The organism is Amycolatopsis sp. NPDC028719 (assembly GCF_055565395.1).
Genome location: NZ_JBVHUL010000003.1, coordinates 383093 through 396727, shown reverse-complemented (window position 1 = coordinate 396727; position 13635 = coordinate 383093). Strand labels below are relative to the sequence as shown.

The 13635-nt window shown below is 69.6% G+C and carries 15 protein-coding genes and 1 pseudogene; 14 read left to right on the top strand and 2 right to left on the bottom strand.

The window, feature by feature from the left end:
* Positions 1–109 precede the first annotated feature (109 nt).
* From truB to ACZ4TR_RS15685, 12 genes are all read left to right on the top strand, one after another.
* Complete coding sequence (truB, locus tag ACZ4TR_RS15740; protein ID WP_465287693.1) at positions 110–1015, top strand: tRNA pseudouridine(55) synthase TruB; 906 nt, start codon at positions 110–112, stop codon at positions 1013–1015.
* 28 nt (positions 1016–1043) lie between these two features.
* Positions 1044–2027 (top strand): bifunctional riboflavin kinase/FAD synthetase, encoded by a 984-nt coding sequence (locus ACZ4TR_RS15735; RefSeq protein WP_364526538.1) that lies wholly within the window; start codon positions 1044–1046, stop codon positions 2025–2027.
* 94 nt (positions 2028–2121) lie between these two features.
* Positions 2122–2595 carry a helix-turn-helix domain-containing protein gene (locus ACZ4TR_RS15730; protein WP_284749483.1) on the top strand — a complete coding sequence of 158 codons (474 nt, stop codon included), beginning with the start codon at positions 2122–2124 and terminating at the stop codon, positions 2593–2595.
* Positions 2595–3107, top strand: coding sequence for an RNA 2',3'-cyclic phosphodiesterase (gene thpR / locus ACZ4TR_RS15725; RefSeq protein ID WP_465287692.1), 513 nt, complete (start codon positions 2595–2597; stop codon positions 3105–3107). Before ACZ4TR_RS15730 ends, thpR begins: the two co-directional genes overlap by 1 nt.
* Positions 3108–3251: 144 nt before the next feature.
* Positions 3252–3521: a 30S ribosomal protein S15 gene (gene rpsO / locus ACZ4TR_RS15720; RefSeq protein WP_003084034.1), complete on the top strand. Its 270-nt coding sequence runs from the start codon at positions 3252–3254 to the stop codon at positions 3519–3521.
* Between the two features lie 232 nt (positions 3522–3753).
* Complete coding sequence (locus ACZ4TR_RS15715; protein WP_364526534.1) at positions 3754–6000, top strand: polyribonucleotide nucleotidyltransferase; 2247 nt, start codon at positions 3754–3756, stop codon at positions 5998–6000.
* 98 nt (positions 6001–6098) lie between these two features.
* A complete protein-coding gene (locus tag ACZ4TR_RS15710) occupies positions 6099–7463 on the top strand; it encodes a M16 family metallopeptidase (RefSeq protein WP_465287691.1) in 1365 nt (454 codons plus the stop codon).
* Positions 7460–8200: a 4-hydroxy-tetrahydrodipicolinate reductase gene (gene dapB / locus ACZ4TR_RS15705; RefSeq protein ID WP_465287690.1), complete on the top strand. Its 741-nt coding sequence runs from the start codon at positions 7460–7462 to the stop codon at positions 8198–8200. The genes ACZ4TR_RS15710 and dapB overlap by 4 nt, the downstream gene beginning before the upstream one ends.
* On the top strand, positions 8197–8649 hold the full coding sequence (locus tag ACZ4TR_RS15700; protein ID WP_465287689.1) for a tetratricopeptide repeat protein: 453 nt from the start codon (positions 8197–8199) through the stop codon (positions 8647–8649). The genes dapB and ACZ4TR_RS15700 overlap by 4 nt, the downstream gene beginning before the upstream one ends.
* A 150-nt stretch (positions 8650–8799) precedes the next feature.
* On the top strand, positions 8800–9375 hold the full coding sequence (locus ACZ4TR_RS15695) for a hypothetical protein (RefSeq protein ID WP_465287688.1): 576 nt from the start codon (positions 8800–8802) through the stop codon (positions 9373–9375).
* Between the two features lie 48 nt (positions 9376–9423).
* Positions 9424–10257, top strand: a complete 834-nt coding sequence (locus tag ACZ4TR_RS15690) for a helix-turn-helix domain-containing protein (protein ID WP_465287687.1) — start codon at positions 9424–9426, stop codon at positions 10255–10257.
* 10 nt (positions 10258–10267) lie between these two features.
* The gene (locus ACZ4TR_RS15685; protein ID WP_465287686.1) at positions 10268–10513 is read left to right on the top strand and encodes a DUF397 domain-containing protein; all 246 of its coding nucleotides are present in this window, start codon (positions 10268–10270) and stop codon (positions 10511–10513) included.
* Here ACZ4TR_RS15685 and ACZ4TR_RS15680 read toward each other — a convergent pair.
* The gene (locus ACZ4TR_RS15680; protein WP_465287685.1) at positions 10478–10996 is read right to left on the bottom strand and encodes a hypothetical protein; all 519 of its coding nucleotides are present in this window, start codon (positions 10994–10996) and stop codon (positions 10478–10480) included. The two genes, ACZ4TR_RS15685 and ACZ4TR_RS15680, sit on opposite strands and share 36 nt — an antisense overlap.
* A gap of 151 nt (positions 10997–11147) precedes the next feature.
* On the opposite strand from ACZ4TR_RS15680, the pseudogene ACZ4TR_RS15675 reads away from it, so the two are divergent.
* A pseudogene (locus ACZ4TR_RS15675) lies at positions 11148–11591 on the top strand (GtrA family protein); the annotation flags it as partial.
* A 24-nt stretch (positions 11592–11615) separates the two neighbouring features.
* On the opposite strand, the gene ACZ4TR_RS15670 reads toward ACZ4TR_RS15675, so the two are convergent.
* Entirely contained in the window at positions 11616–12173 is a 558-nt protein-coding gene (locus ACZ4TR_RS15670) for a GNAT family N-acetyltransferase (RefSeq protein WP_465287684.1), read from the bottom strand.
* A 59-nt stretch (positions 12174–12232) separates the two neighbouring features.
* Between ACZ4TR_RS15670 and ACZ4TR_RS15665 the strand changes: the two genes are divergently transcribed.
* Entirely contained in the window at positions 12233–13447 is a 1215-nt protein-coding gene (locus ACZ4TR_RS15665) for a winged helix-turn-helix domain-containing protein (protein WP_465287683.1), read from the top strand.
* Positions 13448–13635: the final 188 nt, after the last annotated feature.

Below are 13635 nucleotides of genomic sequence, written 5' to 3'. Positions count from 1 at the left end.
AAGATGCGTCTGAGAGGGGCCGGGACGCATCTTTCCCAGGGAAAGTGACGGGTTCGCAGGGAGTGAGGCGTCGTCCGTTCCACGAGCGGCGGCCGCTAGGGTTTGCCGCGTGTCGAGCCCCAAACCGCCCCGCCGTCCCGCCCCGCCGCCCGGTCTCGTGATCGTCGACAAGCCCGCCGGCATGACGTCGCACGACGTCGTCGCCCGTGCCCGCCGGATCATGGGCACCCGCAAGGTCGGGCACGCCGGCACGCTCGACCCGATGGCGACCGGCGTGCTGGTGCTCGGCATCGAGCGCGCCACCAAGCTGCTCGGCCACCTGGCGCTGGACCGCAAGACCTACCTGGCCACCCTCAGCCTCGGCAGCAGCACCACGACCGACGACGCCGAGGGCGAGGTCCTCACGACGGCGGACACGAAAGCCGTCACCGACGACGACATCGCCGCCGGCGTCGAGAAGCTGACCGGGGACATCCAGCAGGTGCCCAGCGCGGTGAGCGCCGTCAAGATCGACGGCAAGCGCGCCTACGCCCGCGTCCGCGCCGGCGAGGACGTCGTCATCCCGGCGCGCCCGGTCACCGTCTACCGCTTCGACGTCCTCGGCGTCCGGCACGAAGACGACCACGTCGAGGTCGACGCCGTCGTCGAGTGCTCGTCCGGCACCTACGTCCGCGCGCTGGCCCGCGACCTCGGCGCGGACCTCGGCGTCGGGGGGCACCTCCAGGCGCTGCGGCGCACCACGGTCGGTCCCTTCACCCTGGCCCGGGCGCGGACCCTCGACCAGCTCGAGGAGACGCCCGAGCTGAGCCTCGACCTCGACGCCGCCGTGGCCGCGGCCTTCCCGCGGCGCGACCTCGACGCCGCGACGGCGAAGGCGGTCCGCCACGGCCAGCGCATCCCGGCGGCCGGCGTCGAGGGCACCTACGGGCTCTTCGGGCCCGACGGCCGGGTGCTCGCCCTGGCCACCGACGAACAAGGCGTGTCCCGGGCAGTGGTCGTGCTGCTGCCCGCTTAGGGTGACGTGTGAGAGACGGGAGTTCGACGTGCTGCGGTGGCGTGGGCTGGGGGACCTTCCCGGCGGCTGGGGCCGGTGCGTGGTCACCATCGGCGTGTTCGACGGTGTCCACCGCGGACACCAGGAGCTGGTCAGCCGGACCGTGGCCGCGGCGGCCGAACGCGGGCTGCCGAGCGTCATGGTGACGTTCGACCCGCACCCGTCGGAGGTGCTGCGCCCCGGGAGCCACCCGGCGCAGCTCACCACGTTGCGGCGCAAGGCGGAGATCGTCGAAAGCCTCGGCATCGACGTCTTCTGCGTGCTGCCCTTCACCCTGGAGCTGTCCCGGCTGCAGCCGGAGGAGTTCGTGCACGAGGTGCTCGTCGACCGGCTGCACGCGGCCGCGGTGATCGTCGGCGACAACTTCACCTTCGGCGCCAAGGCCGCCGGGGACGTCGCGCTGCTGCGCACCCTCGGCCGCCGGTTCGGTTTCGCCGCCTACGGCGCCGAACTGCAGGGCAAGGAACTGTCCGAAGAGGACCAGTCGGCGATCACGTTCTCGAGCACGTACGTCCGGTCGTGCATCGACGCCGGGGACGTCGTCGCCGCGGCCGAGGCGCTCGGCCGCCCGCACCGCCTGGAGGGCATCGTCGTCCGCGGGGACGGCCGGGGCCACGAGCTCGGCTACCCGACGGCGAACCTGTCGACGCCGCGCTTCGCCGCCGTCCCGGCCGACGGTGTCTACAGTGCCTGGTTCACCCGCTCGGCGGACCGCTCCCGCCGGTTGCGCGCCGCGGTCTCGGTGGGCACGAACCCGACGTTCTCCGGGCGCGAGCGGACCGTCGAGGCGTTCGTCCTGGACGTCGACGAGGACTTCTACGGCCAGCACGTGGCGATCGACTTCGTGACGCGGCTGCGCGACCAGGTGCGGTTCGCCGACTCGGCCGGGCTGGTCGCCCAGATCGACGACGACGTCGTCGAGACGAGAAAGGCACTGGAGGTGCCCCCGGACGCCTCGACCGGGCGCGAATAGGGGATTTCGCGTTCACGCACGTGACAGCGATGGCAAGATGCTCACGGACGGTGTGCGCGCAAGCGGCACGAAGCAGTTTAGGGGAGCGGAACTGGTGGAGGACCACAAGATCGTCCAGCGGAACATCGCGTTGCAGCGCGAGTGGTACGGGGAGCCGCTCGGCGACCGGGTTCGCCGCCTCGTCGTCGCGTTCGACGTTTCGCAGGCGTTCCTGGCGGAGGTCCTCGGGATCAGCGCCCCCATGCTCAGCCAGGTGATGAGCGGCCGGCGGGCGAAGATCGGCAACCCGGTCGTGCTGGCCAGGATGATCATGCTCGAGCGCAAGATCCTGGTGCCCGAGGTCGCCGCCGGCAACCGCGACGCGATGCTGGCCGCGATGGAGGACGTCCGCGACTCCCGGCCCACCGTCGGCCGCGACAACATCCCGGTGGTCAACGAGGATCAGAAAGTCCTCGCCTACCTGCGTGATCTCGCCGAGGACGAGGACCTGGGCGAGGCCGCCAAGCGCCTCGACGACGAGTTCCCGGCCATCGCCGACCTGCTGCGCCGGGCGGGCAACGGCGCCTGATGCCGGTCCTGTTCAGCGCGCTGGTCCCGCCGGACGACGTCGTCGAAGCGGTCGCCGAAAACCTTGCGGCGCCGGGCGACCCCGGAGACGGCCTGCGCTGGGAGCCGCCGGAGCGCTGGCACATCACCCTGGCCTACTACGGCGCGGACGACCCGGACACCCGCGCCGCCTGGCTGGCGGACCGGCTGGCCGGGCGGCCGGCCGTCGACGTCCGGCTGGAAAAGGCCGCGACGTTCCCCGGGGTGCTGTGGTTGACTGTCGCCGGATCGGAGCTGGCGCCGCTCGCGCTCGCCGCGGGGGCCGGCGAAGAGGCGAGGCCGTACGTGCCCCACCTGACGCTGGCGCGGTTCCCCCGGGAACAACCGGGGCTCGCCGGGCGTTGGACAAAGGTGTTGTCGGAATTTCGCAGCCGCAGGTGGACGGCCACGCAGGTGGTGCTGATGACCAGCGAGCGCGAACCGGCGGCGCCCCGCTATCGGGTGGCTCGCGCGTTCGGGCTGGACCGGGCCTGAAGGCCCTGCTCAGAGACGCACGTGGCCAGAATGGTAACGTCCACGTCGGGTCCGGCTGCAGTCCGTGGCGGCCGTGACCGACTTCCCGGCGTTCATTCCGCGTCCGGGGCCGCACGGCACTGATTATTTCGAGGAGCAACACAAGTGGCGCTGTCCACCGAAGAGAAGAAGTCGATCCTGGCCGAGTACGGCGTGCACGACTCGGACACGGGATCCCCCGAGGCCCAGGTCGCGCTGCTGACCAAGCGGATCGTCGGCCTCACCGAGCACCTCAAGGCTCACAAGCACGACCACCACTCGCGTCGCGGGCTCCTGCTGCTGGTCGGCCGTCGCCGCCGGCTGCTGAACTACGTGATGAAGGTGGACATCGAGCGTTACCGTGCGCTGATCCAGCGCCTCGGCCTGCGCCGATAGCTGTTGCCCGAGGGGGAGTGACCGCCGGTCGCTCCCCCTCGGTCTAGCAGGTGAAAGAAGCGGCGCGAGCGCGCACGAGGGACCGTCCGCCGGTCCTCGGTAGTGGCTTCCGGGAAGAGTCCCGGGGGCTTCGATCGAAGACCGGCATCACTCCTCGAGCGTCCTCGAGCGAAACGGGTCCCAGGGTGGGAGACTCGCGCCAGTAGAAGGAACTAAAGAGGAGAAACACCCTATGACCGACTCCACCGGAGTCACCGTGCACGAGACCGAAGCCGTGATCGACAACGGCCGGTTCGGCACCCGCACCGTCCGCTTCGAGACGGGCCGCCTGGCCAAGCAGGCCGCCGGCGCCGTGGTCGCGTACCTCGACGAAGAGACCATGCTGCTCTCGGCGACGACCGCGTCGAAGCACCCGAAGGACCACTTCGACTTCTTCCCCCTGACGGTGGACGTCGAGGAGCGCATGTACGCCGCCGGCCGCATCCCCGGCGCGTTCTTCCGCCGCGAGGGCCGTCCCTCGACCGACGCGATCCTGACCTGCCGCCTGATCGACCGGCCGCTGCGCCCGTCGTTCACCGACGGTCTCCGCAACGAGATCCAGGTCGTCATCACCGTCCAGAGCCTCAACCCGGACGACCCGTACGACGTGCTGGCGATCAACGCCGCGTCGGCGTCGACCCAGATCGCCGGCCTGCCGTTCTCGGGCCCGGTCGGCGGCGTGCGCGTCGCGCTGGTCGAGGACCAGTGGGTCGCGTTCCCGACCTGGTCGCAGCTGGCGAAGGCGACCTTCAACATGGTCGTCGCGGGCCGCATCGTGGGCGATGACGTCGCGATCATGATGGTCGAGGCCGAGGGCACCGAGCACACGCTCGACCTGATCGCCTCCGGCGGCAAGGCGCCGGACGAGGTTTCGGTCGCCGAGGGTCTCGAGGCGTCCAAGCCGTTCATCAAGGTGCTGTGCGAGGCCCAGCAGAAGCTGGCCGACGTCGCCGCCAAGCCGACCGGCGAGTTCCCGGTCTTCCTGGCCTACGAGCAGGACGCCTTCGAGGCCGTCGCCGCGATCGCGACCGACGACCTGGCGAACGCGCTCCAGATCGCCGGCAAGCAGGACCGCGACGCCGCGACCGACCAGGTCAAGGCCGCCGTGCTGGAGAAGGTCGGCATCGGCGAGGGCGAAGCCTTCGAGGGCCGCGAGAAGGAGATCGGCGCCGCGTTCAAGGCGCTGTCCAAGAAGGTCATGCGCAAGCGCGTCCTCACGGACAAGATCCGCATGGACGGCCGTGGCCTCACCGACATCCGGTCGCTTTCGGCCGAGGTCGCCGTGATCCCGCGGGCGCACGGCTCGGCGCTGTTCGAGCGCGGCGAAACCCAGATCCTGGGCGTCACCACGCTGAACATGCTTCGCCTGGAGCAGCAGATCGACTCGCTGTCCCCGGAGACGCACAAGCGCTACATGCACCACTACAACTTCCCGCCGTTCTCCACCGGCGAGACCGGCCGCGTCGGTTCGCCGAAGCGCCGCGAAATCGGCCACGGCATGCTCGCCGAGCGCGCCCTGGTGCCGGTGCTGCCGAAGCGGGACGAGTTCCCGTACGCGATCCGCCAGGTCTCCGAGGCGCTGGGCTCCAACGGCTCGACCTCGATGGGCTCGGTCTGCGCGTCCACCATGGCGCTGTACAACGCCGGCGTGCCGCTGAAGGCGCCGGTCGCGGGCATCGCGATGGGCCTCATCTCCGACGAGGTCGACGGCGAGACGCGTTATGTCGCGCTGACCGACATCCTCGGTGCCGAGGACGCCATGGGCGACATGGACTTCAAGGTCGCCGGCACCAAGGACATCATCACCGCGTTGCAGCTGGACACGAAGCTCGACGGCATCCCCTCCGAGGTGCTCGCCGCCGCGCTGAAGCAGGCGAAGGACGCTCGCCTCACCATCCTGGAGGTCATCGCCGAGGCGATCGACAGCCCGGACGAGATGAGCCCGTACTCCCCGCGCGTCACCAGCGTGAAGATCCCGGTGGACAAGATCGGCGAGGTCATCGGTCCGAAGGGCAAGATGATCAACTCGATCACCGAGCAGACCGGTGCCGACATCTCCATCGAGGACGACGGCACGATCTACGTGGGCGCGGCCGACGGCCCGTCGGCGGAGGCGGCGATCGACCTGATCAACGCCATCGCCAACCCGCAGCTGCCCAAGGTCGGCGAGCGCTTCCTCGGCACCGTGGTGAAGACGGCCGCGTTCGGCGCGTTCGTCTCGCTGCTGCCGGGCAAGGACGGCCTGGTGCACATCTCCAAGCTGGGCAACGGCAAGCGGATCAACAAGGTCGAAGACGTGGTCAACGTGGGCGACAAGCTCCGCGTCGAGATCGCCGACATCGACAACCGCGGCAAGATCAGCCTGATCGTGGTCAAGGACGACGAGGCTCCCGCCGAGGGTGCCGCGCCGGCCGCCGACGCCGAGAAGGCCGACGCCTGAGCAGGTCTCGCTTCGCTGTAAGTAGTGGTCTCTGAAGGCCACCATGAGGGACCTAGGTGCCCTCATGGTGGCCTTCAGAGCATTTGAGTAAGGAACCCATGGCACGGCAGGTTTCCGGGCACGAGCAGCCCGTCGGCACCACCCGCACGCTCGAGTCCACTCCGGACGGTGCGGTCGTCAAGCGCAGTGTCCTGCCCGGCGGGCTGCGCGTGATCACCGAGCACGTCCCGGCGTCCCGCTCGGCCACGGTCGGGCTGTGGGTCGGCATCGGCTCCCGCGACGAGCCGGTCGCCGTCGCCGGTGCCGCGCACTACCTGGAGCACCTGCTGTTCAAGGGCACGAAGAACCGCGACGCGACGCAGATCGCCGAGGAGATCGACGCCGTCGGCGGCGAGTTCAACGCCTTCACGGCGAAGGAGCACACCTGCTACTACGCGCAGGTGCTCGACGCCGACCTCCCGCTCGCCGTGGACCTGGTCACCGACGTCGTGTTCGAGGCGCTCTGCACCGACCGCGACATGGACATGGAACGCAGCGTCGTCCTCGAAGAGATTTCGATGCGCGACGACGACCCCGAAGACCTGCTGCACGAGACGTTCGTCAGCGCGATCCTCGGCGACCACCCGCTGGGCCGCCCGGTGCTGGGCACCGAGAAGTCGATCATCGAGATGTCGCCGGCCGCGCTGCGCAGCTTCTACAAGCGCCGCTACACCCTGCCGCGGATGGTGCTCGCGGTCGCCGGGAACGTCGACCACGGCCAGGTGCTTCGCCTGGTGCGCAAGGCATTGCGCGACAAGCTGGCCGGCACCGCGATGCCGGTCGCGCCCCGCGAGGGCCGCGCCCGGATCAAGACCGTCCCGAAGCTGGCCCTGCACACCGACGACACCGAGCAGGCGCACGTCATGCTCGGCCTGCGGTCGCTGTCGCGCCACGACGAGCGCCGGTTCGCGCTGTCGGTGCTCAACGCGGCGCTCGGCGGCGGCATGTCGTCCCGGCTGTTCCAGGAGATCCGCGAGCGGCGCGGGCTGGCCTACCAGGTGTACTCGTCGGTGGCGAGCTACGCCGACACCGGGCACATGGCCGTGTACGCGGGCTGCCAGCCGGAGAAGCTCGGCGACGTCGCCGGGGTCATCCGCGAGGTCCTCGACAAGGTCGGCGTCGACGGCCTGACCGACGCCGAGGTGGCCCGCGCCAAGGGCCAGCTGCGCGGCGGGATCGTGCTGGGGCTGGAAGACACGTCGTCGCGGATGTCGCGGATCGGCAAGAGCGAGCTCAACTACGGCCACTACCTGGGCGTCGACGACACCGTCGCCCGCATCGACGCCGTCACCACCGACGAGGTGTGTGCGCTCGCTCGCACTTTGTTCGCACGGCCGGGCGGGGTCTCGGCGGCGGCGGTCGTGGGGCCGTACGCTCACGCCGACGACCTTCCGGACGATCTGCACGAGGTGATCGCTTCATGACCATCAACGTCGGTGTGCTCGGCGCCCGGGGCCGCATGGGTGCGACGGTGGTGAAGGCCGTCGAAGGCGCCGGTGACATGAAGGTCGTCGCTGCTTTGGACGCGGGCGATGACTTCTCGGCGCTGTCCGAGGCCCAGGTCGTCGTCGACTTCACCCACCCCGACGCCGTCATGGACAACCTGAAGTACCTGGTGGAGCACGACATCCACGCGGTCGTCGGCACCACGGGCTTCAGCGGGGAGCGGCTGGCTTCGCTGCGTGCCTTGCTGGAGCCGAAGCCGTCGCTGGGGGTGCTGATCGCGCCGAACTTCGCGCTCGGCGCGGTGCTGGCCATGCGGTTCGCGGCCCAGGCGGCGAAGTTCTACGCGTCGGCCGAGATCATCGAGCTGCACCACAACCGCAAGGCCGATGCGCCTTCCGGCACCGCCGCGCACACCGCCCGGATGATCGCCGCCGCGCGTGCCGAGGCGGGCGTGTCGCCGGGTCCGGACGCGACGACGGCCGAGCTGGACGGCGCCCGTGGTGCCTCGGTCGAGGACGTCCGGGTGCATTCGGTCCGGCTGCCGGGTCTGGTGGCGCACGAGGAGATCCTGTTCGGCGGCGAGGGGGAGACCCTGACCATCCGCCACGACTCGCTCGACCGGACGTCGTTCATGCCGGGCGTGCTGCTGGGCATCCGCACGGTGGTGACGCGGCCCGGCCTGACGGTCGGCCTGGAAAACGTCCTCGACCTGTGAAGGCTCGTAACGTCGCGCTGCTGATGACGGCGGCGCTGGTCGTGTACCTGGTCCTGCTCGCCGACCGGGCGTTCGCGCTGTTCGGGTCGGGGACGGGCGTCGGCATCGCGCTGGGCGTCGGTGTCCTGCTGCTGCCGCTGCTCGGGGTGTGGATCATCGTCGTGACCTGGCGCAACGGCGTGCAGATCCAGCGGCTGTCCCGCCGGCTCGACGAAGAGGGCGCGCTCCCGGACGTTTCGGACCTGCCGCGCCGCCCCTCGGGACGCGTGGACCGCGACGCGGCCGACGCGTGGTTCGCCGAGCGCCGCGCGGAGGTCGAGGCGGACCAGGAGAACTGGCGCGCGTGGTACAAGCTGGCGTACGCGTACGACATCGCGGGGGACCGGCGACGGGCCCGCGAGACGATGAAGAAAGCCGTCGAGCTGGAAGCCACCGACCGGGCCCGTTGACCCGGATGGCCCTGGGTCTTCAGGCCCATGAGTTGAGGTCTTAGTACTCCGAACGGCGCGCACCCTCGCAGCGACTCACCAGGTGACATCAGCAGCTTCACTTCACCACGAGGACGTGCCGCCATGAGGATCACCCGCAAGTTCGCCACCGTGACCGTCGCCGCCGCCGGCGCGGCACTGATGTTCGGCGGTGCCGCCCAGGCGTACACGCTGGACCAGACGACGGGCAGCGGTTTCGTCGGCAAGGGCGAAGTCCAGACGCCGTTCGGCTGGAACAACGCCAAACTGCAGGCCAACGCCAGCGGGGTGTCCTTCAGCTACGACGCGACCGACACCTACTCGGCCGTCTGCACCTGGGTCACCGGCGAAGGCACCCGGGGCGAGAAGACCCACAACGTCACGCACGGCACTTCGACGTCGGTCGCCAGCGCGGTCGCCTACGACGCCCGCGTGCGCAAAAACCAGATCACCGGCTTCACGCTCACCGGGTTCGGTGTCACCACGACCACCGGTGTCGTGCCGGTCGTCGGCGATCCCTGCCGGCAGCGAAGGGCACGAGGGGACGTGGACCTCTGTCGACCGTACGGGTTCCACCGGTGGCCTGTACGCCCGCTACGGCGCCCTTTCGGCGTTGCTGACCCCCGCCGTGCCGGTGGTGTAGCGGCCACGGACGCATTCCGGCCCGCTCCGGCCGGAATGCGTCCGGCCGGTGTGGCATTTCGCTGACAGTTGTCGTTCATTCGGGAAATGGCGGGCATTCGTACTATCGCCCGCATGAAACCGACTTCGTCGTCCCCGGGTTTGCGGGCATTGTCCGCTTCGCTGCGTGAAGTGCGTGAGGCGCGGAAATTCGGATTGCGTGAGCTGGCGCGGGCGCTGGAGATCGACCCGCGGCTGGTGTCCCAGTGGGAACTGGGGATGCGGGTGCCGCCGGTCGAGGAGGTCGCGCGGATCCTCGGGTACCTGCGCGCTGATCGCGCGACCACCACGCGGATCCTGTTCCTGGCCAAGCACGCCAAGGATCCCAACTGGCTCGATTCGAACCCCGCGGACCTGCCCGCGGCGCTCACGGCGGTCATGCAGTGCGAGCGGTCGGCGAGCCTGATCACCAACTGGTCGCCGCTGATCATCCCGGGGTTGCTGCAGACTCCCGACTATGCCCGCGCGCTGCTCGCCGCTTCCGACATCAATGTGGCGGATGTCGACGCTCGGCTGGTAGCTCGCTTGGATCGGCAGAGAATCCTCTCGGGGCATAGCCCCGTTCGCCTCAACGCGATCGTCTCAGAGCTGGCGATCCGCGAGCAGGTCGGCGATGCGAACATCATGTCCGACCAGATCGATCACCTGCTCACCTTAGCTGTTACATCTAACATTTCAGTGCGCATCGTGCCCGCGGGTATTGGGTACTACCCGGGCAAGATCGGCATGTTCACCTTGTACGACTTCGCCGATGCGCTCTCGATCGTGCTTCTGGAGCACTACCACGCAAGCGGCTTTCTTCACGATTCGACGGGTACCGCCCCGTACCAGAAGCTGGTTAAGCTGTTGAACCGCAAGGCTTTGTCCGAAGAAGCCTCGCAAGATCTGCTTCGTGAGGCGGCGCGTTAGAGGGGGCAGCATGTTCACGTGGCGCAAGTCGAGCTACAGCGCGAACGAAGCCGAATGTGTCGAGGTCGGCTTCGGCTGGCGCAAGTCGAGCTACATCGCAACCGAAGAGTGCGTCGAGGTTCTTCTCGCCGGAACCGTGGGTGTGCGGGACACGAAGGCCCGTGACCTCGGCGAACTCACCGTCTCGCGCGCCGCGTGGACCGCGCTGGTCTCTGAAATTTCAGTGGTGCAGCCAGCTCGCGAACACCGCGGGTGAAGCGGCTATCAAACTGAAGCGGATCCACCTTCCGGCGAAGCCCGTGGTCAAGAACGTCACGAGCCGCATGCGGACCACACCGGCCAGCACGCTCGTCGCCATGAACGGGGGCAGGCCCAGCAGCGAGCTCACGCCGTAGGTTCCCGCCATCCAATGCGGGTGGCGGTGGCAGCGCTCGCGCAACCGGTCGACCCAGCCGCGCAGCCGCTTGGTGCGCAGTTCCCAGCGCACGCGCCGGGCCGTCATCGGCCGCTCGCGGTGGAGGCGGTCGCGGAGCCACTTCGGCAGCTTGATCGTGCCGCGCGCGGCCAAGAAGTACAGCGTCTTCCCGGCGATCTGCCCGACGGCCACCGCCGCGCCGAGCCACAGCCAGTGCAGCCCCGGCTGGCTCGCGCACAGCCCGATCAGGAACACCTCGGCGTTGATCAGCGGCACGATGGCCGAACCGAACGCGACCCCCAGTGTCAGCAGGATCCAGCTCATCGTGTCACCTCCCGCCTCGATCGTGTTCTTTCAAGTTATCAGTTCGAAACCTGGAGTCACTGGGGTTAACCCCCCAATGCGGTAGGGGGGCCGCACCAGAAGATCACCTGCAAGACGGCCTGCCGTCACCTTTGCTTGCCAGGCTGACGGGGTGGCCGCCGACCTTTCCCGAACGCCCGCTGACCGATTCGGCGCCCTCTGCCGGTCGATCGTGCGCGTACTGCCTCTGGGGTTGTCGCGGGTCGTGGCCCCGACGTTTCTCGGCTTCTGCCTCATCAACGGGTTCACGTTCGGCGTCGACTTGGGGCTGTTGACCGTTTTCCACGGCCTGGCCGGCTGGCCCGTGTGGCTCGCGATCACGGTGTCCTACGTCTGCGCGTTCGGGCTGAGTTTCGCGCTGAACCGGACGTTCAACTTCCATTCTCACGCCGCGGTCGGAATGCAGCTGCTGCTTTACATCGTGGCGATCGCTGTCAATTACGCGGCGTTCTTGCTGGGTGTGGGTGCGGGCCTGACGGCACTGGGCGTCGAATACCACCTGGCGCGGGTGCTCGCGGGCGCCTGCGAGGGCGTGTTCATGTACGCGGTGATGCGGTGGGTGATCTTCCGGGACGCCGGCTCAGGCGAGCGCGAGGTCGAGGGTGCCGGTGAGGCGGACCTCGCGGACCATGCGGTCGCCGGTGTCGAGGGTGCGGACCGTGCCGTCGGGGTTCCAGCCGGCCCGGCGGTAGAAGCCGAGGGACGCGTGGTCGCCCTGGGCGACCCAGGCGATGCCGCGGGCGGCGCCGTCGGCCCGCAGGCCCGCGGCGGCCGTCGCGAGTAGCCGTCCGGCGTGCCCGCGGCGGCCCCAGCGCGGCTCGACGAGCAGCGTGGCGATGAGACCGGTGCTTTCCGCGTCCTCGGGCAGGCTGCCGTCGGCGGCGGCGACCTCGCCTTCCGGTGCCCGGCCCGCGACGCAGAACCCGACGGTGAACTCGCCCTCGGTGGCGACGTAGACCTGGCTGCCCGGGTAGTCGATGGTTTCGGTCCAGGTGCCGACGAGGTCGGCGGCGTCCAGCTCGGCCAGGGCGTTCTTGCCGAGGAGGTCCTCGTAGGCGGCGTGCCAGGTTTCGCGCTGGATGCGGGCGATCTCCGCGGCGTCGGACAGGTCGGCGGGGCGGACGGCGGCGTCGCTCATGCCGTGAACATATCGGGGGGCGCGTTTTTGTCGGTGGTGGGTGGCACCATGACGGCACCATGCAAACGATCAGCGTCACGACGGCCCGGAAGACCTTCCTGGCCGCACAGGGCTTCGCCGACCCACGTCCGTCCGGTCCGGTTTCCCGGCGGCACCTGAAACGCGTGCTCTCGCGAGTCCAGCTGCTGCAGCTGGACTCGGTGAACGTCGCGGTCCGGGCGCACTACATGCCGGTGTTCTCGCGGCTCGGCGCGTACGAGCCCGCGCTGCTGGACGCCGCGGCGTGGTCGCACTCGGCCCGCCGGCCCCGGCTGCTGGTCGAGACATGGGCGCACGAAGCGAGCCTGCTGCCGATCGAGGACTGGCCGCTGATCCGTTCGGGCGCGAAGCGCGACGGCTGGTGGAGGCACTACGGGCCGCTGATCGATAAGTCCCCGGGCCTGGTCGACGAGATCCTGTCGGTGGTGAAGGAGCTGGGCCCGATCGGCGCGGGCGGCATCGAGCGCGAGGTGGAGGCGGACGCCCAGCGGCGCGGCCCGGGCTCGTGGTGGGAGCGTTCGGAGGTCAAGCGCGTCTGCGAGTACCTGTTCGGCATCGGCCAGCTGACGACGGGTACGCGCCGCTCGTTCGAACGGCTCTACGACCTCACCGAGCGCGTGGTCCCGCCGGAAATCCTGGCCCGTTCGGTGTCCGCGGAGGAGGGCGCGCGGGGCCTGATCGAGCGGTCGGCGCGGGCACTCGGCGTGGCAACGGAGACGGACCTGCGCGACTACTACCGCCTCGGCCCCGCCCCGGCGCGCCAGGCGGTGACGGAGCTGGTGGAGTCGGGAACCCTGGAACCGGTAGCGGTCCACGGCTGGAAGGCGACGGCCTACCGCCACGTCGACGCGCGCACGCCCCGAGCGGTGACAGGCCGGGCGCTGCTGTGCCCGTTCGACCCGCTGATCTGGGAACGCGCCCGCACGGAGCGGCTGTTCGGGTTCCGCTACCGCATCGAGATCTACGTCCCGGAGCCGAAGCGGGTGTACGGGTACTACGTGTTCCCGTTCCTGCTGGACGGTGCGTTGGTAGCCAGGGTCGACCTGAAGTCCGACCGCGCGGCGGGGGTCCTGCGGGTCCAGGGAGCGTTCGCCGAGGAGGGCGCGGACGTGGCCCGGGTGCTCCCGGAGCTGGCGGCGGAGCTGAGGCACATGGCGGAGTGGCTGGACCTGTCGGGAGTGGCGGTAGGCACCCGCGGCGACCTGGCCCGGCCCTTGGCAAAACTGGTGCGCTGAAGCGCGCCCCACCGCGGCATTGGGCGCGCTGGACGCACCCAATGTGGCGTTGGGTGCGCTGGACGCACCCAATGTGGCGGTGGGGGGGGGGGGGGGAAAAAAAAACACACCAAGGCGAAAGCACACACAACAAAAAAAAAACCACACCAAAAAAGCGGCACCCAAAAAAAAAAGGAAAACTTAGGAGG

Coding starts and splice junctions, on each gene's coding strand:
- thpR (WP_465287692.1), top strand. CDS start 2,595: ATGCCGGTCCTGTTCAGCGCGCTGGTCCCGCCGGACGACGTCGTCGAA.
- ACZ4TR_RS15715 (WP_364526534.1), top strand. CDS start 3,754: ATGACCGACTCCACCGGAGTCACCGTGCACGAGACCGAAGCCGTGATC.
- ACZ4TR_RS15710 (WP_465287691.1), top strand. CDS start 6,099: ATGGCACGGCAGGTTTCCGGGCACGAGCAGCCCGTCGGCACCACCCGC.
- dapB (WP_465287690.1), top strand. CDS start 7,460: ATGACCATCAACGTCGGTGTGCTCGGCGCCCGGGGCCGCATGGGTGCG.
- ACZ4TR_RS15690 (WP_465287687.1), top strand. CDS start 9,424: ATGAAACCGACTTCGTCGTCCCCGGGTTTGCGGGCATTGTCCGCTTCG.
- ACZ4TR_RS15685 (WP_465287686.1), top strand. CDS start 10,268: ATGTTCACGTGGCGCAAGTCGAGCTACAGCGCGAACGAAGCCGAATGT.
- ACZ4TR_RS15680 (WP_465287685.1), bottom strand. CDS start 10,996: ATGAGCTGGATCCTGCTGACACTGGGGGTCGCGTTCGGTTCGGCCATC.
- ACZ4TR_RS15670 (WP_465287684.1), bottom strand. CDS start 12,173: ATGAGCGACGCCGCCGTCCGCCCCGCCGACCTGTCCGACGCCGCGGAG.
- ACZ4TR_RS15665 (WP_465287683.1), top strand. CDS start 12,233: ATGCAAACGATCAGCGTCACGACGGCCCGGAAGACCTTCCTGGCCGCA.